General features: G+C 63.3%; 17 protein-coding genes. 6 read left to right on the plus strand and 11 right to left on the minus strand.

The genetic code is table 11. The features are described 5' to 3' along the window. Positions 1-8: 8 nt before the first annotated feature. From gltX to creB, 6 genes are all read right to left on the minus strand, one after another. Positions 9-1409 (minus strand): glutamate--tRNA ligase, encoded by a 1401-nt coding sequence (gene gltX, locus ACVOMB_RS07680; protein ID WP_481530617.1) that lies wholly within the window; start codon positions 1407-1409, stop codon positions 9-11. Between the two features lie 648 nt (positions 1410-2057). Further along, positions 2058-3650 carry a M20/M25/M40 family metallo-hydrolase gene (locus ACVOMB_RS07685; RefSeq protein WP_481530618.1) on the minus strand — a complete coding sequence of 531 codons (1593 nt, stop codon included), beginning with the start codon at positions 3648-3650 and terminating at the stop codon, positions 2058-2060. Between the two features lie 886 nt (positions 3651-4536). Beyond that, on the minus strand, positions 4537-4950 hold the full coding sequence (locus tag ACVOMB_RS07690; RefSeq protein WP_481530619.1) for a hypothetical protein: 414 nt from the start codon (positions 4948-4950) through the stop codon (positions 4537-4539). Positions 4951-5017: 67 nt separating this feature from the next. Continuing rightward, on the minus strand, positions 5018-6364 hold the full coding sequence (gene creD, locus ACVOMB_RS07695; RefSeq protein WP_481530620.1) for a cell envelope integrity protein CreD: 1347 nt from the start codon (positions 6362-6364) through the stop codon (positions 5018-5020). Between the two features lie 82 nt (positions 6365-6446). Then, positions 6447-7883 carry a two-component system sensor histidine kinase CreC gene (gene creC, locus ACVOMB_RS07700; protein ID WP_481530621.1) on the minus strand — a complete coding sequence of 479 codons (1437 nt, stop codon included), beginning with the start codon at positions 7881-7883 and terminating at the stop codon, positions 6447-6449. Positions 7884-7886: 3 nt separating this feature from the next. Next, positions 7887-8588 carry a two-component system response regulator CreB gene (creB, locus tag ACVOMB_RS07705; RefSeq protein ID WP_481530622.1) on the minus strand — a complete coding sequence of 234 codons (702 nt, stop codon included), beginning with the start codon at positions 8586-8588 and terminating at the stop codon, positions 7887-7889. 151 nt (positions 8589-8739) lie between these two features. On the opposite strand from creB, the gene ACVOMB_RS07710 reads away from it, so the two are divergent. The 4 genes from ACVOMB_RS07710 to ACVOMB_RS07725 all read left to right on the plus strand — a co-directional run bounded on the left by ACVOMB_RS07710 (position 8740) and on the right by ACVOMB_RS07725 (position 14691). Further along, the gene (locus ACVOMB_RS07710; RefSeq protein ID WP_481530623.1) at positions 8740-9597 is read left to right on the plus strand and encodes a 23S rRNA (adenine(2030)-N(6))-methyltransferase RlmJ; all 858 of its coding nucleotides are present in this window, start codon (positions 8740-8742) and stop codon (positions 9595-9597) included. A gap of 96 nt (positions 9598-9693) precedes the next feature. Further along, positions 9694-10239 carry an N-acetyltransferase family protein gene (locus ACVOMB_RS07715; RefSeq protein WP_481511147.1) on the plus strand — a complete coding sequence of 182 codons (546 nt, stop codon included), beginning with the start codon at positions 9694-9696 and terminating at the stop codon, positions 10237-10239. A gap of 137 nt (positions 10240-10376) precedes the next feature. Further along, a complete protein-coding gene (mfd, locus tag ACVOMB_RS07720; protein ID WP_481530624.1) occupies positions 10377-13973 on the plus strand; it encodes a transcription-repair coupling factor in 3597 nt (1198 codons plus the stop codon). A gap of 97 nt (positions 13974-14070) precedes the next feature. Further along, positions 14071-14691, plus strand: a complete 621-nt coding sequence (locus tag ACVOMB_RS07725) for an HD-GYP domain-containing protein (protein ID WP_481530625.1) — start codon at positions 14071-14073, stop codon at positions 14689-14691. A 9-nt stretch (positions 14692-14700) separates the two neighbouring features. Here the strand turns inward: ACVOMB_RS07725 and cls are convergent, their stop codons facing one another. Beyond that, positions 14701-16197 carry a cardiolipin synthase gene (gene cls, locus ACVOMB_RS07730; RefSeq protein WP_481530626.1) on the minus strand — a complete coding sequence of 499 codons (1497 nt, stop codon included), beginning with the start codon at positions 16195-16197 and terminating at the stop codon, positions 14701-14703. 215 nt (positions 16198-16412) lie between these two features. Between cls and ACVOMB_RS07735 the strand changes: the two genes are divergently transcribed. After that, positions 16413-16697: an EF-hand domain-containing protein gene (locus tag ACVOMB_RS07735; protein WP_481530627.1), complete on the plus strand. Its 285-nt coding sequence runs from the start codon at positions 16413-16415 to the stop codon at positions 16695-16697. Positions 16698-16724: 27 nt separating this feature from the next. On the opposite strand, the gene ACVOMB_RS07740 is transcribed toward ACVOMB_RS07735, so the two are convergent. Genes ACVOMB_RS07740 through ffh form a run of 4 tightly spaced genes read right to left on the minus strand, consistent with a single transcriptional unit; the run spans position 16725 to position 20474 of the window. Beyond that, positions 16725-17519, minus strand: coding sequence for an aminotransferase class IV (locus ACVOMB_RS07740; protein WP_481530628.1), 795 nt, complete (start codon positions 17517-17519; stop codon positions 16725-16727). After that, the gene (locus tag ACVOMB_RS07745) at positions 17516-18589 is read right to left on the minus strand and encodes an NAD(P)H-dependent flavin oxidoreductase (RefSeq protein WP_481530629.1); all 1074 of its coding nucleotides are present in this window, start codon (positions 18587-18589) and stop codon (positions 17516-17518) included. The genes ACVOMB_RS07740 and ACVOMB_RS07745 overlap by 4 nt, the downstream gene beginning before the upstream one ends. A 32-nt stretch (positions 18590-18621) precedes the next feature. Then, positions 18622-19056: a hypothetical protein gene (locus ACVOMB_RS07750; RefSeq protein ID WP_481517790.1), complete on the minus strand. Its 435-nt coding sequence runs from the start codon at positions 19054-19056 to the stop codon at positions 18622-18624. A 38-nt stretch (positions 19057-19094) separates the two neighbouring features. Beyond that, on the minus strand, positions 19095-20474 hold the full coding sequence (ffh, locus tag ACVOMB_RS07755) for a signal recognition particle protein (RefSeq protein ID WP_481530630.1): 1380 nt from the start codon (positions 20472-20474) through the stop codon (positions 19095-19097). A 110-nt stretch (positions 20475-20584) separates the two neighbouring features. On the opposite strand from ffh, the gene ACVOMB_RS07760 reads away from it, so the two are divergent. Beyond that, positions 20585-21376, plus strand: coding sequence for a cytochrome C assembly family protein (locus ACVOMB_RS07760; RefSeq protein WP_481530631.1), 792 nt, complete (start codon positions 20585-20587; stop codon positions 21374-21376). Positions 21377-21398 lie beyond the last annotated feature (22 nt).

The following is a 21398-nucleotide window of genomic DNA, read 5'->3' on the forward strand; positions in this document are numbered from 1 at the left end:
CCTCAGGGTCAGGCCGTTGGGATCTTGATGAGTGCTGCGTCGATGCGTTTCAAGGCCTCGTCGCGTCCCGCCAGATACACGGTATGGGAAATGTCAGGACTCACCTGGGTGCCGGTGATGGCCACACGCAGTGGCTGGGCGACTTTGCCCATGCCCATTTCCAGCTGTGCGGCCACCTCATGCAACGCGACCGACACGCCTTCGGCGGTCCATTCAGCATTGGCCAGCAGCTCGCGGGCCTTGGCCAGCGGCAGATCGGCACCGGGCTTGAAGTGCTTGGCAACCGCGGCGTCGTCGTACTCGTTCAGCGGGGTGTACCAGACCACGGCCTTCTCAGCCATTTCCTTCAGGGTCTGCACGCGCTCGCGCAGGGCGATGACCACGTCGACCGGGGCCGGACCCTTGCTCACGTCCAAACCCAGTTTTTCCAGCTGGTAAACCAGCTGCGGGGCAATGGATTCCGGGGTTTCGGTCTTCAGGAAGTGCTGGTTGACCCAGCCCAACTTGGCCATATCCAGGCGCGCGGCCTTGGAATTGCAGTTGGTGACGTCGAACAGCTCGATCAGCTCCTGACGGGTGAAGATCTCCTGGTCACCGTGCGACCAGCCCAGACGGGCCAGGTAGCTCAGCAGCGCCTCGGGCAGGTAGCCAGCGTCCTTGTACTGAATGACATCGGCCGCGCCGGTGCGCTTGGACAGCTTGGCGCCCTGCTCGTCCAGGATCATCGGCATATGGCCGAACTTGGGCACCGGCGCACCGATGGCCTCGTACAGATTGATCTGGCGCGGGGTGTTGTTGATGTGGTCATCACCGCGGATGACCTCATTGATCTTCATGTCCCAATCGTCGACCACCACTGCGAAGTTGTAGGTGGGGAAGCCGTCCGGGCGGAAGATGACCATGTCATCCAGCTCGCTGTTGGCGATCTCGATATTGCCCTTGATCAGGTCATCGAACAGCACCGTGCCTTCAAGCGGGTTCTTGAAGCGGATGACGCGGTTCGGGTCGTCCTTGTACGGCAGGTTCAGCTCGCGGGCAGCGCCGTTGTAGCGCGGCTTTTCCTGCTTGGCCATGGCAGCTTCGCGCATGGCGTCGAGCTCTTCCTTGGTCTCGTAGGCGTAGTAGGCCTTGCCCGAAGCAATCAACTGCTCGGCCACTTCCTGATAACGGGCGACACGCGCGGTCTGGTAGATCGGACCTTCGTCGTAGCTCAGGCCCAGCCAATCCATCGCCTCGATGATGGCATCGATAGCTGCCTGGGTAGAGCGCTCGCGGTCGGTATCTTCAATGCGCAGCACGAACTCACCGCCACGGTGGCGCGCTTCCAGCCAGCAATACAGCGCGGTGCGGGCGCCACCAATGTGTAGGTAGCCGGTGGGACTGGGGGCAAAGCGGGTACGGACGGTCATGACGGGCGCAGAAGTGGGAATCGGGGCATTTTACCTCTTCGCCCCTGCCTGCGCTTTGAACCCGCTTCAGCCCTTCGCGCACCGGCCAGAAAACGCAGCAAAGCCCGCTACCTGCAGCTGCAAGCCCCTCTCCCGTTCACGGGAGAGGGGTTGGGGTGAGGGCAGCTCTGGCTTCGGCCGTTGCCGTTGCCGTTGCCGTTGCCGTTGCTCCAGCCCTTGACCCACCGGGCCCCTTCCGCAGCGACGGAGCTGGCGGACAAGACCCCGCACGGGGCGACGCACATGGATGTGCGTCGTTTTTCGACGAGACAGGGATGTCTCGTCGAAAAATCCTGCCAGCGGAGTGGACCCGCGTCGCGTAGCGGCCGTGGGCGCGGAGGCAGGGTGTGTTTCTTTTGGTTACTTGTTCTTTGCACAAGCAAAGAAAAGTGACTCGCTCCCCGCAGGGGAGTGAAAGCTCTTGATCTTGCTGTTGCTGTTGCTGTTGCTTAGAGCAACAACCGAAGCCAAAGCCAAAGCTCCCCTCATCCGCCCTTCGGGCACCTTCTCCCGCATGCGGGAGAAGGGAGGCATCAAGCATCTGTTTGCTCTGCACCAAAAAGCAGAAGGGCCGCGATGCGGCCCTTCCTTCAAGCAAACCCGGCTAGCTCACTTCTCCAACAACGGCTTGCGCGGGAACCGCTCCTCACGCATCGCAGCGTTGTAAACAAACGACGCCACAATCGCCGCCGCCTGCTTCAGATCCTCCGCCTCGGCGTGATCCCAGGTATCCAGATGGCTGTGGTGCACATTGCTGAAGTAATCCAGACGATCCTGGATGAACTGGAAGCCCGGCAGGCCAACCCGGTCATAACTGATGTGATCGGTGCTACCGGTATTGCGCGTGGCCACCGTGGTCGCACCCACATCGTTGAACGGCTTCAACCATGCCTCGAAAATCGGCATCGCCGCCATGTTTTCCTGCGCATAGATGCCGCGGAACCGGCCCGAACCATTGTCCATGTTGAAGTAGACCTGGAACTTCTCGTAGTCACGCAGCTTCTGCAACGGACCCGTCGGCTCACGCAACGACGCCGGCAGCGCCTTCTGCGTTGCATCGGCCGGCTCCGGGTAACGCGCGAAATGCTGCGCCACATAAGCCTGCGAACCAATCAGGCCCTGCTCCTCACCACTCCACAGACCCACGCGGATCGTGCGCTTGGGCTTGGCCCCCACCGCCTTGAGGATGCGCATCGCCTCCATCATCACCGCCACGCCCGCAGCATTGTCAGCCGCCCCGGTACCGGTGTGCCAGGAATCCATGTGCGCACCCAGCATCACGATCTCGTCGGCCTTGCTGCTGCCACGGATCTCGGCCAGCGTGTTGTGGCCCGGCTGATTGGTCTCGTCGGTGAAGCGCGCGTCCACATTGACCCGCAGCGTCACCGTCTGCTTGTCCTTGAGCGCACGCACCAACGGATTGAAGTGCTCGGCGATCATCGCCAGCTCCGGGATGCCCACCGACTCGCCGGCCTTGCGCGAACCACCACCTGCCACACGGATGATGCCGTTGTCCCAGCCACTGATGCTGATCGACGCCAACGCGCCTTCTTCGATGAAGAACGCATTGACTGCCTTGGTCAGCTCCTGGCGCTCGTTGAAATCCTTCAGCCGCTTTGCGCGATCTTCTTCCGCCGCCTTCGGAATGGTGAAGGCCTGCAGGCCTTCCAGCGAGGTTGCATCGTGGCGGTGCGAATCGGACTCGGTGCCACGCTTGTATTCGCGCGCATCCCCCAACAGCAGGATCTTGCCGCGCAGCTTGCCCTTGTACTGCTCAAGGTCAGCAAGCTTCTTGATATCGACCTGGATCAGCTCACCTTCCACCGCACCATTGGTACCCGGTGTCCATGCCTTGGGCAGGGCATGCAGCGGCTGTACCCGCTGGCCCAGCATCTCGACGCTCGCCGAGGTGAACTCCCAGCCGCGACCAAAGTCCTCGAAGGCCTCGTCGTGCACATTGACCAGGCCCCACTCGTTGAACTTGCCACGGCTCCAGGCATTGGCCTGGGTCATGGCCGGCGAATTGCTCAGGCGCGGGCCGATGGTTTCGGTCAGATGGCTGAAGGTATCCATCACCTGCGAACGGTGGAACGCCTCCTGACGGATCTTGCTGACCATGTCCAGATCCACCTGTTCGGCCGCCTGCGCCGTAGCGCTCACCGCCAAACCCATGCACAACGCCAACAATCCCCGCTTGATCATGCTTTCCCCGGCCTAAGGCCCAATAACGACAAACCACCGAGTCTAGCCAGTGAACAGCAGCTGCCGAGTCGGCCAATGGTCATGGTTTAGCTATAACGGTGCGATTCAGTCCGCGCGGATTGCCACCACGTAAGCCAGCATAGGCTGCAGCCGACTTTGCCGATCAAGGTCATTGGCTTTTGGAGCAGGTTTCGGTAGGTCAGATAGGCTGCGGAACCCAGATCCACGTCAGTCCACAGCAGTCGCGCTTGTTGCTGTTGCTGTTGCTGTTGCTGTTGCTGTTGCTGTTGTTTCCGCCGTTGACTCACCGGGCCCCTTCCGCAGCGACGGAGCTGGCAGACAAGACCCCGCACGGGGCGGCGCACATGGATGTGCGTCGTTTTTCGACGAGACAGGGATGTCTCGTCGAAAAATCCTGTCAGCGTAGTGGACCCGCGTCGCATAGCGGCGTGGGCGCGGAGGCAGGGTGTGCTTTCTTTTGGTTATCTTTTCTTTGCACAAGCAAAGAAAAGTAACTCGCTCCCCGAAGGGGAGTGAAAGCTCTAGCTCAAGCTCCCGCTCCCGCTCCCGCTTTGGCTTTGGCTTTGGCTTTGGCTTTGGCTTTGGCTTTGGCTTTGGCTTTGGCTTTGGCTTTGGCTTTGGCTTTGGCTATCAGCAGTCATTTTCACAGCAACAGCCAAGGCAAAAGCTCCCCTCATCCGCCCTCCGGGCACCTTCTCCCGCAAGCGGGAGAAGGGACGTGTCATGCAGCACGGTATGCGCCCGCTGCCCGCCTTCGCGGGGTCGGCTCTTCAAGCATCCCGCCTTTGCGGCAGAAGGCCCAACATTCCTCTCGAACGCGAGAGAAGGGAGCAAATGCGCAATCTGGCAAGAACTCAGCACTCCCTCACTTCCACCACCCATAAACCACCATCCGCTCCACCGGCAGTACCACAAACCACGAACGACCATCTTGAGCGACTGCCGAGTACCCGGCGCCATGTGTCTTCGGCAGCGCGTCCATAGCTACTGTCGTCCCGCACGCATCGTCATCAACATCCAGCGTAAAAGCCGCAGCAAACGCCGAATACACCCAATCCCCCGGCTCGAAATACCGCAGGCCCTTGCGCCGGATCGCCAACGCCGTCGACAACGACAACCGCAGCGCCACAACTCCCTGCCCCTGCTCACCAGCAAACACACTGCCCAACAACGCCCGCTCCACCTGTCCCGGCGCCATACCAAAGTGCAACAAACCACAGGTCTCGATACCAGCCGGCAACAAGCGCTGCGCGCGGCGATGGATCAATGCACGATTCATGTCATTCCTCCTTACGAAAGAGGCGGGATGGCCAACGCCACCCCGCCCCGTCATCGCAATCGTCCAATCAAGCCTGCTTGCTCACTGCACGACTGCTCAACTCGTACCAGTCCACCTTGCGGGTGATCCACATGATCGCCGCCAGGATGCCGAACAGCAGCAGCGAGCCCATCAGCAATGCGTTGTTTTCCGAGATCAAGAGCACGTACAACACGCCGTACAACATCGTCAGCATCGTTGCGAAGCCGACACCGCGCTTCCAGCTATGCAGCACTCCGCTGAGATAGAAACCCTGCAGACCGATACACGCCGCCGCCGCGATCAGATACGCCTGCCAGAACGCAATCTGCTCAGACAGACTCAGCAGCAGCAGGAAGAAGATCGCCAACGCCAGACCGACCAACAGATACTGCAGCGGATGGATCTTCAGCTGCTTGATCAGCTCGAACAGCGCAAAGCCAACGAAGGTGAGCAATACGAACAGGATGCCGTACTTGCTGGCCCGGTCCACCTGCGTATAGGTGTCCACCGGATCCACCAAGGCCACGTTGAGGACCTCGACATTGCTACCGTCACTGCGGATGGCCTGGGTCAGCTGCGACTGCGCCGCCGACGCCAGCGAAGACACCGCCCACTCCGCTTTGAAACCGCTGGCATCGATGCTGCGCTCGTTGGGCAGGAAACTGCCACCAAACAACGGGTGCTGCCAGGTCGAAGACAAGGAGACCCGGGTATCGTCACCCACCGGCGCAATCGCCAACGAACGCGTGCCGCCAAGCACGAACTCCAGTTCAACCTTGTTGCCCTCGCGCAACACGCCCTGCATCGAGTCCTGCAATGGCGACAGCGTTGCATGCAGGCCCTTTGAGGTTCCTTCCAATACCCCGGCGCCCGGCTTCAACTGGATCGCACGGCCGTCGACGCGCAGGTTCGGCGTACCAACAAGACCGCGTACGTCGGAGATGCCCATCGCCAGATACGGGTTGCCATAGGTGCGGCCCGGCACCGCGACATAGCTGGTTTCGGAAAACTCAGCCTGCAGCTTGGCCTGCCAGTTGTAAACCGGCACCTTGAACAGGCCCACGGTGCGCTCATCGGTGCGCATAGTGCCCTGTACGTTCAAGCGCGTCGGCATCTGCAGGTCATAGCCGCTTTCGACGCGCAGCTCGGTCCGGCGCGGCTTGTCGCCTTCGGCCGGAATATCCACTTCACGCTGCTGGGTCCACGGCAGCACCCGCACCGGGCCAATCAGCGACTGCTCGCCAGCCCAGCTCTGCGATACCCGTTCGACCGCCTCGTCGCGGTAACGCTCACGCTCATTGATGGTGCTGCGGATCAGCAGCAGAGGAATCAGCAGCAACAACACCAGCCCGCCGACAATGGCGAAGCGCAACAGCAGTTTCAGGGAAGTCATGTCCCGTCCTCGTGTGGAAACAGGGACAGGTTGAACGCCGCTGGTGAGCAGGGTTTGTGCCGAGTTTGAAGCGAATGTGAAGTCAGCCAGCCGGCAGCAACAAGCGTGCCTCTGCACCGCCGTCAGGGTGATTGCCCAGCTGCGCGACGCCACCATGCAGGCGCGCCACCTCGGCCACGAACGGCAGGCCCAGGCCGGAACTGCGTTGGCCCGTACCCGGCCGCGCCAGCGAGTAGAAACGCTCGAACACCCGCTCCTGCGCGTACTCCGGCACACCGGGGCCGTTGTCGCGCACGGCGATCCGCCAGTTCTGCTGCTGGCGCTGCACGCTCAGCACGATGCGGCTGCCCGGCGCGGAGAATGCAATCGCGTTGTCCAGCAGGTTGGACAGCGCCTGCCGCAGCAGGAAGGCATCGCCCTGCACCGCTGCCTGCTCTGGCAATTCCACATCCAGACGAATCTGCCCGGCCTGCAGGCGCGGCGCTGCATCGTCGGCCAGCGCGCGGCAGACCGCGACCAGATCGACCTCGGTACGCCGCTGCAACCAGCCGTGCTGTTCGACCTCGGCCAGTCGCAGCAACTGGTCGATGGTTTCGGTCAGGCGCCGCTCCTGCTGCACGATGTTGGCGGCGAAGCGTTGCCGGTCGGCTTCCGGCAGGGGCTCCTGCAGCAACTCGGCAGCGCCGCGTATCGCCGCCAGCGGGCTCTTCATTTCGTGCGTCAGCGATTGCACGTACTGCTCGACGTAGGCCTTGCCTTCGAGCTTGCGGCGCATGGTTTCCAATGCCTGACCAAGGTCACCGATTTCATCGCGGCGACGTTTCGGCGGCGGTACCGGCTCACCAGCACTTACCGCCTTGGCATAGCGGCTGAGACTGCCAATGCCGCGCGACAGCCACCAGGTCATCAACAGGCCGATCAAGGCCGACAATCCGATCAGCCACGCGCCGCGAGCGATGATGGCGCGCTGGCTGGCAACGATGAACGGATCGATGGTGTCGTTGGGCTGTGACAGGGTCAGCACGCCGATCATGCTGCGGCCATCCGCCGGGTCATACATCGGCGCGGCGACGTGCATCACCGTCTTGGTTTCGTCGCCGGGGGTTTCGGCGCTGGAACGCGCTCCGTACTCACCACGCAGGGTTTTGTAGACATCATTCCAGCGCGAGTTGTCGCGGCCCACGTCCTGCCCGCGCGAGTCGTAAACCACGATGCCCTGCGCATTGGTCACCGTTACCCGGTAGTCGATGCTGCGTTTGGGGAAGCGCCACACCATCGCCTTGGGATCGCGGCGCTGGGCCATGGCCAGGCGCGCGGCGAATTCGCCATCGCCGATATGACCGGCCTTCAGATCCGGCGCGGCCATCACTGCCAGCACATTGGCCGCGTCCACCAAGGTCGATTCCATGGCTTGGCGTACGCCGGGTTTGACTTCGTTGACGAACACCCGCATCACGAAGAATGCGGCGATGCCGACAATCAGGAAGAATCCCAAAAATATCTTCAGCCCAAGCCGCATCTGTCACACATCCAGGGCGTAGCCGACGCCACGATGCGTGCGGATAGGCTCGCCCTGCGCACCGGCCGCGCGCAACTTTGCGCGCAGGGTTTTGACGTGGGTATCGACGGTGCGATCGGTGCTGTCGCTGGCGTGGTCCCAGCCGCGTTCCATCAACTGCGTCCGGCTCAGGATCGCCCCGGGCCGCTGCAGCAATGCGGCCAGCAAGGCGTACTCGTAGCGGGTCAGCTCCAGCAACGCCTCGTCGTAGCGGATGCGGCGGCCTTCGTGATCAATCGCAAACCGGCCCAATTGCTTCCAGCCACCCGCCTCGGCCGCAACCGGCGCAGCAGGCGTGGTCCGGCGCAGCCGCGCGCGCACCCGCGCCACCATCTCGCGCGGCGAGAACGGCTTGGTCACATAGTCGTCGGCGCCCAGCTCCAGGCCCAGCACGCGGTCGAACTCGTCGTTGCGGGCGGTCAGGAAGATCACCGGCACCTGGCTGAAAGTGCGCAGCTCACGGCAGACCTCGAAGCCACCCAGGTCGGGCAGGCCGACATCCAGCACCACCACATCGGCGCCGTCCTGGCGCAGCAAGGCCAAGGCCTCGCGGCCCAAGGCGCAATGGCTGGCGGCGTAGCCTTCGCTGCGCAGCGCATAAAGAAGGGTGTCGGCGATGGCGGCCTCGTCTTCGACGACGAGTACCCGGGCTGGTTGGCTGGACATTGCATCAGCATAGCTGGCCTTGCCACAGACACCAGCGGGACGCGCCCGGAGCGGGCGGATCAAGCCCTCCGACCAGCCACTTGAGCCGCCGCCCAGCCGTCCCCGTCCAATGAAAACGCCCACACAACGCTGCAAGCCGTAAACTTCGCCGATGAATTATCGCCACGCCTTCCACGCCGGTAACCACGCCGACGTTCTCAAGCACATCGTCATGTTGGCGATGATCGACGCGCTCAAGCGCAAAGACTCGCCCTTCTTCGTGCTGGACACGCATGCCGGCCGTGGTCGCTACCTGCTGTCCGCCGAGGAAAGCCGCAAAACCGCCGAGATCGATGAAGGCGTGCTGCGACTGATGACCACCCCATCGCTGCCCGAAGTGGTGGAGCAGTACCTGCGCGCGGTGCAGGCCGACAATCCGGTCGGCGCGCTGATCTCCTACCCGGGCTCGCCGTTGCTGGCCGCCCGCGCCCTGCGCGAACAGGACCGCATGGCCGCCTGCGAGCTGCAGAAGGACGAGGTCACCGCGCTCAAGGAGCTGTTTGCCCACGATCGCCGGGTACAGGTGCACGCCGGCAACGGCTACGAATCCATCCGTGCCTTCATTCCGCCGAAGAGTGGCGCCATCAAGATTGGCCGGGCGCTGGTGCTGATCGACCCGCCGTATGAAGTACAGGACGCCGAGTACCCGCTGATCATCTCAACTCTGCGTGAGATTTTGACCCGTATGCCGCAGGCACAATGCGCGGTCTGGTATCCGATCAAGCAGCGCCGCACCCTGCAGCCGTTCTTCCGCAAGGCGGCCGCGCTGCCGGCCAAATCCATCCTGATCGCCGAATTCATGGTGAGGGCCGATGACTCCCCGCTGCGTCTGAATGGTAGCGGGATGCTGTTGCTGAACCCGCCATGGCAGTTTGAGCAGGTGCTGGCCCCGGCCTTGCCCGTCCTGAAGCAGTATCTGGGTGAAGCCGGTGCCTCGACCCGACTGGAGTGGCTCAAGACGCCCGAGTGACGGGCACCGCCGGCAATCTGCGGCTGCTTTGGACCGCGTTCACAGAACGTAGCACTGGCAGTGACAGAATCAGGCGACTTTGGAGGAAACGTAGTCATGGCAACTCGCAACCGCATGCCCCCGTGGCATGAAAATTTCAAGGCACCCAGCGGCCGTGAGCTGCTGATACGACCCATCCGCCCTGAAGACGGTGCGCCGCTGCAGGGCGCGTTTGCCCTGTTCGGGCCGGAAGAAGTGCGCGACAAGTTCCTGCAGTCGGTTGAATCACTGTCTGATGAGACCGCCCAGCGCCTGACCCACCCCAATCCCAAGACCGAGATCGCGCTGGTTGCGGCCGAGCCACTGCCTCCCGGTGAAGCGGTAGTCGGCGCGGTGGCGCGCGCCTCCATCATCCCGGGCACCCGCGATGCCGAATACGCGATCCTGGTCAGCGGTTTCCTCGCTGGTCAGGGCCTGGGCCGGCAGTTGATGCGCAAACTGGTCAAATGGGCGCGCGGCAAGTACCTGGACCGTCTGTATGGCGACATCGCCCAGGACAACGAGCCAATGCTGCAGTTGGCAGCGTCGCTGGGCTTCAAGCAGGTACCCCACCCCTCCGCCGCCCCCGGGCTGGTGCGGATGGTGCTGGAACTGGCCACCTGAGTAGCCATCCCAGGCTTTACTTACGACGGGCGCCGACAAGGCGCCTGTCGCATTTATGGCCTACGCCGTGCCTTGCTGCGCAAATCAGCGCTTGCCCGGGCAGGCAACAAGGGCGCATCTGGTAAAATTCGCGGTTCATGTCGCCTATTACCTACCCCATTCCGCCGCTGCCCCGTTCGGGCCAGCTCCGCGCCTGGTGGCGCGCTCCGGCTTCCAGCAGTGCGCTGGCCTGGCATGTTGCCTGCGCGGCGCAGGCGCACGCCAAACCGCTGCTGCTGGTAACCCGTGACAACCACAGTGCGCATCAGCTGGTAGCTGATCTGCAGACACTGCTTGGTGCAAACAGCCCGCTGCCGGTGGTGCCGTTCCCGGATTGGGAAACCCTGCCCTACGATCAGTTCAGCCCACACCCGGACATCATTTCGCAGCGCCTGGCTGCCCTGCACCGCCTACCGACGCTGAAGCAAGGCATCGTCGTGGTGCCGGTGCAGACCCTGCTGCAGCGCTTGGCACCGCTGAGCTACATCGTCGGTGGCAGCTTCGACCTGAAGGTAGGCCAGCGCCTGGATATGGACGCTGAAAAGCGCCGTCTGGAAAGCGCCGGCTACCGCAATGTCGTGCAGGTGATGGACCCGGGTGATTTCGCCGTGCGCGGCGGCCTGCTCGATGTCTATCCGATGGGCGCCGACGCGCCACTGCGCATCGAGCTGCTGGACGAGGACATCGATTCCATCCGCGAGTTCGACCCGGAATCGCAGCGCTCACTGGACAAGGTAACGGCAGTAAAGATGCTGCCCGGCCGCGAAGTACCGATGGACGAGGCCAGCCTCAGCAAGGTGCTGGCCACGTTGCGCGAACGTTTCGACGTGGATACCCGGCGCAGCCCCCTATACCAGGATCTGAAGGCTGGTCTGGCGCCTTCGGGCATCGAATACATGCTGCCGCTGTTCTTCAACCAGACCGCGACCTTGTTCGACTACCTGCCGGACGGTTTCATGACCGTACTCGGCAGCGGTGTCAGCGAAGCCTCCGATGCGTTCTGGCTGCAGACCAATAGCCGTTACGAGCAGCGCCGCCACGATATCGAACGGCCGCTGCTGCCTCCGGAAGAGATCTACCAGTCGCCGGACAGCCTGCGCGAGCAGTTCAACAAGCTGCCGCGCGTGGAAGTGTGTGCGGCCGATCATCCGCGCGCCGCCGAAGCGCAGGCGCTGGGTGACCAGCCGCTGCCGCCGTTGCCGGTCGCGGCCAAGGATGCGCCGGCTGGACAGGCACTGAAATCTTTCATCGAGCATTACCCGGGCCGGGTGTTGATCGCGGCGGATTCGCCGGGACGGCGTGAAGCCTTGTTGGAAGTGCTGCAGGCTGCTGAATTGCGGCCTGAAGTTGTTGGCAGCTTCAACGACTTTCTTCCTTCCCCCATCGGGGGAAGGTGGCCCGAAGGGTCGGATGGGGGTAAGGCTGCTAGCGAAAGCAAGAGCAAGAGCGCCCTCACCCCAACCCCTCTCCCGTTAACGGGAGAGGGGCTTAAGAGCAAAGCGGGGCTACCGCGGTTCGCCATTACCGTGGCACCGCTGGACGACGGCTTTGCGCTCAGCGAGCCGGCCTTGGCCGTGCTCACAGAGCGCCAGTTGTTCCCGGAACGTGCCGGCCAGGCGCGGCGTACACGGCGGGCGGGGCGTGAGCCTGAGGCCATCATCCGTGATCTTGGCGAGCTGACCGAAGGCGCGCCCATCGTTCATGAAGATCATGGTGTTGGCCGCTACCGCGGTTTGATCGCGATGGATGTCGGCGGTATGCCCGGCGAATTCCTCGAAATCGAATACGCCAAGGGCGACCGTCTGTATGTGCCGGTCGCGCAGCTGCACCTGATCAGCCGCTACTCTGGCGCGTCACCGGAAACCGCGCCGCTGCATTCACTCGGTGGCGAGCAATGGGCCAAGGCCAAGCGCAAGGCCGCGGAGAAAGTCCGTGACGTTGCCGCCGAGCTGCTGGAGATCCAAGCCCGTCGCCGCGCCCGTGCCGGCCTGGCTTTGGATATCGACCGTTCGCTGTACGAGCCGTTCGCGGCCGGCTTCCCGTTCGAGGAAACACCCGACCAGCAGGCGGCGATCGAAGCGACGCTGCGCGACCTGCAATCCAGCCAGCCGATGGACCGTGTGGTCTGCGGTGACGTCGGTTTCGGCAAGACCGAAGTTGCGCTGCGTGCGGCGTTCGCTGCGGCAAGTGGCGGCAAGCAGGTTGCGGTGCTGGTACCGACAACCCTGCTGGCCGAACAGCATTACCGCAACTTCCGTGATCGCTTCGCCGATTACCCGCTGCGGGTGGAAGTGCTGTCGCGCTTCAAGAGCACAAAGGAAATCAAAGCCGAGCTGGACAAGGTCGCCGAAGGCACCATCGATGTGATCATCGGCACCCATCGCCTGCTGCAGCCTGACGTGAAATTCAAGGACCTGGGCCTGGTCATCGTCGATGAAGAGCAGCGCTTTGGCGTGCGCCAGAAGGAAGCGCTGAAGGCAATGCGCGCCAACGTGCACTTGCTGACCCTGACCGCTACTCCAATCCCGCGCACCTTGAACATGGCGATGGCAGGCCTGCGTGATCTATCGATCATCGCCACGCCGCCGCCGAATCGCTTGGCAGTCAAAACCTTCATCACCGCCTGGGACAACGCGCAGCTGCGCGAGGCCTTCCAGCGTGAGTTGTCGCGTGGCGGCCAGCTGTACTTCCTGCACAACGATGTGGAAAGCATGGGGCGGATGCAGCGCGAGCTGTCCGAGCTGGTCCCCGAGGCACGTATCGGCATGGCCCACGGGCAGATGCCGGAGCGCGAGCTGGAACGGGTGATGCTGGATTTCCAGAAGCAGCGTTTCAACGTGCTGCTGGCCAGTACCATCATCGAGTCGGGTATCGACATTCCCAACGCCAACACGATCATCATCAACCGCGCCGATCGCTTCGGTCTTGCGCAGTTGCATCAGCTGCGTGGCCGCGTTGGTCGCTCGCATCACCGCGCCTACGCCTATCTGCTGGTGCCGGACAAGCGCTCGATCACACCGGATGCGCAGAAGCGTCTGGAAGCCATCGCCTCGATGGACGAACTGGGCGCCGGCTTCACCCTGGCAACGCACGATCTGGAAATCCGTGGCGCCGGCGAGCTGCTGGGCGAAGACCAGAGCGGGCAGATGGCCGAGATCGGATTCAGTCTGTACACCGAACTGCTGGAGCGTGCGGTACGTTCGATCAAGTCGGGCAAGCTGCCGGATCTGGATGCCGGCGAAGAAGCACGCGGTGCCGACGTCGAACTGCATGTACCGGCTTTGATTCCGGAAGACTACCTGCCCGACGTGCATACCCGCCTGACCTTGTACAAGCGCATCAGCTCGGCACGTGACAGCGAGCGCCTGCGCGAGCTGCAGGTGGAAATGATTGATCGCTTCGGCTTGTTGCCGGATCCGGTCAAGCATCTGTTCGCCATCGCCGAGCTCAAGCTGCAGGCCAACGAACTGGGCATCCGCAAATTGGAGCTGGGCGAGAACGGTGGTCGCATCGTGTTCGACAGCAAGCCCAACATCGACCCGATGGTGGTGATCCAGCTGATCCAGAAGCAGCCCAAGCTCTACCAGATGGATGGCCCTGACAAGCTGCGCATCAAACATCCGCTGCCGGAAAGCGCTGACCGCTTCAACGCCGCACGTGCGTTGTTGACCACGCTGCATCCCGGTCGCGCCTGAATAAATGGAGCGGTAAATATTGCGTGAAGGCGAAAGGGCGTTGAAAATAACGCCCCCTCTCTTACGCTCGCAGCCGTCCCCCCGCGGCTTCGTAATCATGTTGACCATCACCACGCCTGTGGGCCTGTCGCATCCACCGGATGACAGTTCCTGCGCTATCGATGTATTGGCCGCCGCGCTGGACCAGCGCGACAGCTATACCGACCACCACTGCGATCGCGTCTCGCAACTTGCCCAGGCCATGGGCCGACGCTGCGATTTGTCCGAAGAACGCATAGGCCATCTCGTGCTTGCCGCACGCTTCCACGATGTCGGCAAAATCGGCATCCGGGACGAGGTACTGCTGCATCCGGGCAAGTTAGACGAGGACAAAATCTCGGCGATGCGCACTCATCCGGAACGTGGCGCACGTCTATTCGCCGCCACCGGCCGCAGTGACGCCAAGGCCGTTGCCACGCTGATCCGCCATCATCATGAAGCCTGGGATGGCAGCGGCTATCCGCATGGCCTGCAGGGCGAAGACATTCCACTTGAATCGCGCATCCTGACCATCGTCGATGGCTTCGATGCGATGACCTCGCAGCGCCCGTATCGCGGCCCGATGCCGATGCAGCGCGCCATCGAGATCCTGGCCAACGACCGCGGACGCTTGATTGACCGGCGTCTGTTTGGCGAGTTCATGGGTCTGTTGCGCGGCGACGCCGCCCCGGCTGCCTGAGCCGAAGCCTCACAACACCGGCGACATCATCGCCACGGCGTTCTGCACCAAGCGCGTGGCCAAAGGCCACGCCATCACCTGCGTCAACAGCACCGGTTCGGATACAGAAAGATAGCCTTCCTGCCGCTGCACGATGCTGGCGGTGACTGCGCTGTCGGCAATCAGCAGATTGTTCTCGAAGTTCAGCTCAAGGCTGCGCCGGTCCATATTGGCCGAGCCGATCAAGGCGATCTCGCCATCTACGGTCAGCGACTTGGCGTGCAACAGGCCGAGCGGATATTCGTAGACCTCTACGCCACACTGCAGCAGATCGGCATAGGTGCTGCGACTGCTCTGCCCTACCAGCCAGGAGTCATTGCGCTTGGGGAAGATCACCCGCGTACGCACACCGCGTCGTGGTGCCGCACAGATCGCGCGTAGCAACGCTTCGTCCGGCACGAAGTATGGCGTGCTGATGATCAGTTCACAGCGCGCCGCATAGATGCAGGCCACGAACATATCGGTCATCGCGTTGTGGCGGGTAACCGGACCGGTTTCGAACGCCATTGCCAGGCAGCCCTGGTCAAACTGCGGATGCGCCTCCGCCGCTGCATAACCATCCAACCCCTGCTCACCGGTTTCTGGAATCCAACCACTGAGAAACAGCCGCTGCATCTGCGCCACCACTGGGCCCTCGCAGCGCAACAGCAGATCGATCCACGGTGCATAGCTCGGCTTGACCCGGAACTCGGGATCGGCGCAGTTCTGACTGCCGCAATAAGCGATGCGGTTATCGATGACCACGATCTTGCGGTGATCGCGCAGGTCCATGCGACTGAAGGCCACGTGCTGCAGACGGGTCAGATCATCCAGGGTACGCACCAGCTTGACCCCGGCCTGCTGCAGCGCCGTCCAGCGCGGGCTGCCACTGAATGCCCGCGAGCCCAGCGCATCCACCATCACCCTGCAGGCTACACCGCGCCTTGCCGCAGCAACTACCGCGTCGGCGACGCGGCCACCGGCACCATCATCCAGCCAGATGTAGAAGGCGATATGCACGCTCTGCTGCGCCTGGCTGATGTCCTGCACCAGCCGATCGATGGCTGCACGGCAATCCTCCATGGGCGCGTGCGCAAGCGGTTGCGCGGCACCCAGCAGCACGATCCGGTTGCCCGGCCTTGGCGCAAAGCCATTGATCGACTGCGCCAGCGCGAACAAGGACACTGCCTTGCCCGTCATTTCCGCAACAGTACTGGCGTGCGCATCACCCGCCGCCTGCAGCATCCGAACGGTCTGCTGTAGACGCCGAGCGCGCGCACGCCCAATGCTGGTTTCGCCCAACAACAAATAGGCAAACATGCCCAGCAACGGCGCCAGCATGATCACTGCCACCCACGCCGCGCGCGACGCTGGGGCGCGGTTGGAGCGGGTAAGCGCGCGCGCAGCGACCAGCAGGTGCGCGACGAAAACCAACACGCTTGCCACCCATTGAATAGGAGCCTGCGGCCAGCCCAGTTCAAACATCATGCCATTCTCCCAACGCCAAATACGCTGTGCATGGCGGACCAATAGCATGCCTGTCGTGTGCCTGGAATCAGTCCGCATCCCCCCGTCTGCCAACCGCGGATGAACCGAGCAGCACGACCAACGCCATCGCCCGCTTTTCTTCACATCTCACAAAGACGCAACGGCGTCTGCTAAGGCGGCAGACAGCCGGATGGTCCGGCTGCAAGGAGAAGATGATGCGCGTGCGCCACCCAGCAAAACTACTACTGACCGCCGCTCTACTCGCTGGCGGCTATTCATTGGCGCAAGCCACACCGCCTCCTGCCGACACCAGCTTGCCAAGCTATACACAGCTGGACAAAGACAAGGATGGCATCGTGACCATGGCCGAGATGGACGTCTACCCTCCAGCCGTAGCTGCGCGACTGCATCGCTGCGACATCAACAAGGACCACAAACTGAGCCAACAGGAATACGCGCAGTGCACGGTCAACGCCCATTCTCATACGCCAGCCAAGTAGCCCGCTACGCACACCCCCTGCAGGGCTTCACAGCAGCACCCATGGCGTCTGCGCAAGCGCTGTTGTCAGGCGTGCCAACAACACGTCGGACTGCTCCAGGCGCTGCTCGCCGATTGCAGCCAAGGGCCAGATTGCGGAGGCATTGCATGCCACCGCACCGCTGAACCGGGCCAGCGTCGGCAGATGCACTTCAATATGGGTCTGCGTCTGCTCAAGCGCGCTCAAACCGTCCATCAGCAGGCGCTCGGTGCTGCCACGCAGCGCCGACGCCTGCGGCCAGCACACCTGCGCGCCGTCCCACAACGCCAGGTTCCAGGTCGTACCTTCGCTGATGCGGCCTTGCGCATCGACAAACAGCGCATCGTCAAAACCGCGTTGCAGTGCCTGCCGCCGTAGCTGGAACAGCGGAAACGTACCCACGTGCTTGATATGCGCCAACTCGCGTTGATAACGCAGCGGCAGCACTGAACGCGCAAGCGCAGGTATCTGTGCGGGCGCGCCGATGCCGATCAATATATCCACCGGCACCGCACGCAGCGGCTGACGGAAATCGAATTCCCGCGAGAACACCGTGATACGCACCGAGGCGTCTGCGGTGTCGAGCTGCCGCAATGCCTGCTGCAACCACACCAGTACCTGTGCGCAATCCAACTCGACCTCAAACAATTCGCGCGTGCCCTGCTGCAGCCGCGCAAGGTGCAACGCCCAGCCCTGCACCGCGCCGCCGCGCACCTGCAAAGAAGTGAAGTGACCATAGTTGACCAGCGCCGCACTCAAGGCGCCTGCATCGGCCAGTTGCCCATTGCAGAACAGCACGGTCATGGCAGCGCCTGCGCCTGTGCCCACATCGCCCGCAGAATCTGCGCCGCAGGCGCGCGCTTGGCCAACCATGCCGACTGCCCTGCCCATGCCTGCATCGCATCGAGCTGATTGGAAGCATTGGCTTGTTTGCGCATGCCCGCGGTCAGTGCGCGCTGCACCGGATAGGATTGTGGCGCTGGTGCATCAGCAGCCTCGGCGGCGCGCACATAAGGCGTATCCAAGGCCCGCCCAAGTCGGCCACTGAAGGCCCGCGTCGGCCGTGTGGCTTCGGGCTCGGCAACCGCCAGCGCCTGTTTCCACACGGCCGGAATATCGGATTCATCCGCGGCCAGGAATGCCGTCCCCACCTGCACCGCGCTGGCGCCGAGCATCAGGGCAGCGGCGACGCCGCGGCCATCGGCAATGCCACCGGCGGCTATCACTGGCACGCTGAGATGATCGACCAGACGCGGCAGCAAAGCGAACAAACCTATGGTCTGTCGTTCGGCCTGCGCCGCATCAAACGCCCCACGGTGGCCACCGGCCTCCATGCCCTGCGCAACCACCGCATCGGCACCGGCGGCCTGCGCCTGCAGTGCCTCGCTCAAGGTAGTGGCACAGGCAAACCAGGCAATGCCTGCGGCCTGCAGTCGCGCCACCTGTGCAGCAGAAAACACACCCAGGATGGTCGAAGCCACCGCTGGCCGCGCGGCAATCAGCGCATCGAACTGGGCATCGAAATCGGCCGGACCAGCATCGCCAGCTTCTGCTGCAACGTGCGGGCCCCACTGAGCCAGAAACTCGCGTGTAGCCGCTTCGGCGGCAGGGTCACGCTGCGGAGCAGGATCCGGCACCCATAGATTGACCTGCGCCGGCCCCTGCGACTGCTGGCCGAACGCATGCATCCACTGGCTGATCTGTTCCGGCGTGGACAGTACCGCGCCCATCGCGCCCATGCTGCCGGCATTGGCCACCGCGGCAGACAGTGGCACTGGACAGGCCCCGGCCATCGGCGCCAGCAGGATCGGAAGTTCAAGACCGAAGCGTTGGCAGAACGCTTCGGTCCGGGCTGAAATGACGGCGTTGTGCATGGCGGTGATCGTGCCGCCGGTGCCTATGCCACTCAGCGTAGCGAGAGGGCGTAGGAACGCACCAGCTGGCTGTCCATCTCTTCGTTGAAGGTGAAGTTCACATACTGCGCATCATCGGCGGGGAAATCCACTTCCACCCGCGAGCGGCCGATTTCGGCGCCCGACTCATCCAATGCACGCGCCAGGAATGCACCCTTGTAGGGCTTGGTTGCCACCACATATACCGAAGCGTCCTTGGAGCCCATACCGCGGCTCTTGCCCAAGGTCACGGTCATGCCGTTGCTGACAATTTCCGGCGCCACATCGAGCTTGAGCGACATGCGCTTATCAACGCCCTCACCAAGGCCCGCAACGAAATCGGTAGCGGTGCCGCTGATCGCGCTGCCGGCTTTCTGTGAGATCGAGCGGTCTTCACCACACGCGCTCAGCGCCAGCACCGCCAATACCAGATACATCCTGTTGTTCATGCACCACTCCTTGTTGAATCGGTTGGAAACAGTTGCCATCAACGGAACGGCAGGCCGCCCTTGCCACCCATGGCGCCGAGCATGCCCTTCATGTTGCGCATCATGCCCTTCATGCCACCGCCGGCCAGCTTGCCCATCATCTTTTCCATCTGCATGTACTGCTTCATCAGCTTGTTGACGTCGGCCGGCTGGGTGCCGGAGCCGCGCGCGATGCGGGCGCGGCGCGAGCCATTGAGCAGGCCCGGATTGCGGCGCTCTTTCTTGGTCATCGAGCCGATGATGGCGATCATGCGCGGCACTTCCTTGCTCTGGCTGACCTGCGCCTTGAGGTGCTCGGGGATCTGACCCAGGCCAGGCAGCTTGTCCATCAGGCCGCCGATGCCGCCCATGTTCTGCATCTGCTCCAGCTGGTCGCGCATGTCGTTCAGATCGAACTTCTTGCCCTTGGCGACCTTCTCGGCCAGCTTCTGTGCCTTGTCCTTGTCGACCTGCTGCTCGACCTGCTCCACCAGCGACAGTACGTCGCCCATGTCGAGAATGCGGCTGGCGACACGGTCCGGATGGAACACATCCAGGCCGTCGAGCTTTTCACCGGTACCGGTGAACTTGATCGGCTTGCCGGTGATGTAGCGCACGCTCAGCGCGGCACCGCCACGGGCGTCACCGTCGGTCTTGGTCAGCACCACGCCGGTCAGCGGCAGCGCTTCGCCGAACGCCTTGGCGGTGTTGGCGGCGTCCTGGCCGGTCATGGCATCGACCACGAACAGGGTTTCAGCCGGGTTGACCGCAGCGTGCAGGGCCTTGATCTCAGCCATCATCGCTTCGTCGATGGCCAGGCGGCCGGCGGTATCGACCAGCAGCACGTCAACGAACGACTTGCGCGCGTCATCGATGGCAGCGCGAACGATGTCGACCGGCTTCTGCTCCGCGCTGGACGCGAAGAACAGCACGTCGACCTGTTCGGCCAGCGTCTTCAACTGCTCGATGGCGGCCGGACGGTAAACGTCGGCAGAAACCACCATCACCTTCTTCTTGCGCTTTTCCTTCAGGTGCTTGGCCAGCTTGCCCACCGTGGTGGTCTTACCGGCACCCTGCAGGCCCGCCATCAGGATGATGGCCGGCGCTGGCACATTGAGGTTCAGGTCGGTGGCCTGCGCGCCCATCACGGCGGTCAGCTCATCGCGCACCACCTTGATCAGCGCCTGACCCGGGGTAAGCGACTTGAGCACCTCCTGGCCAACCGCGCGGACCTTGATCTTCTCGATCAGGGCCTGCACCACCGGCAGGGCCACATCGGCCTCCAGCAGGGCGATGCGCACCTCGCGGGTGGCCTCGCGGATGTTTTCTTCAGTCAGGCGGCCGCGCCCACGCAGGCGCTCGATGGTGCCGGAAAGGCGCTGGGTCAGTGACTCGAACATGCGACGGAACCTGCGGAAATCGTGGAAACAGAGACAGTTAGTATAGCGGCCAGTAGCCGCCACCGCCGGTTCAGATCGCCAGCAGCGGGCCTGTATGCGAAACTGGATCGATGACAATCGTTCTCATCGCCGCCGCACTCTATCTGGTGTCCACCGCCCTGCTGGTCCGCGGGCTGGCCGGCGAGCGCAGTCCGTCGTCGCGCAACTGGCTGGTGCCCACCATCGCCGCGGTGCTGCTGCACGCCGGTTACCACCTGATGGTGGCGATGAAAACCGCTGGCGGCCCGGACATGCACTTCTTCGCGGCGCTGTCGCTGGTGGGCCTGGGCATGGCGGCATTGACCGCCGTGGTTGGCGCACGCGGCCGCATGTCGGCGCTGGGCGTGGTGGTGTTCCCGATGGCGGCGATCCTGCTGCTGGCCTACCACGGCTACGGCCATGAACCGAGCAAGCTGCTGGGCTGGCGGCTGGCCACCCACGCCTGGCTTGCGCTGCTGGCCTACGCCACCCTGAGTGTGGCGGCCTTGTTGGCGATCATGCTGTGGCTGCAGGAGCGGGCCTTGCGCCGCCGCGACTTCCGCCCGTGGTTGCGCGCCCTGCCGCCGCTGGCCGACCTGGAAACCCTGCTGTTCCGCACGATCACGGTCGGCTTCTGCCTGCTGACCCTGACCCTGCTGACCGGCGTGTTGTTCGTCGACAACCTGCTGGAGCAGAAGCTGGTGCACAAGACCGTGCTCAGCGTGCTGTCGTGGATTGTGTTCGGCACCTTGCTGATCGGCCGCCGCCGTTACGGCTGGCGCGGCGGCAAGGCCGTGCACTGGACCCTGACCGCGATGGCGCTGTTGCTGCTGGCGTTCTTCGGCAGCAGGTTCGTGATCGAGCTGGTGCTGGGCCGCGGCTGAGCCCCGACCGGTAGTGCCGAGC

The sequence above is a fragment of the Stenotrophomonas sp. STEN018 genome, from assembly GCF_056760235.1.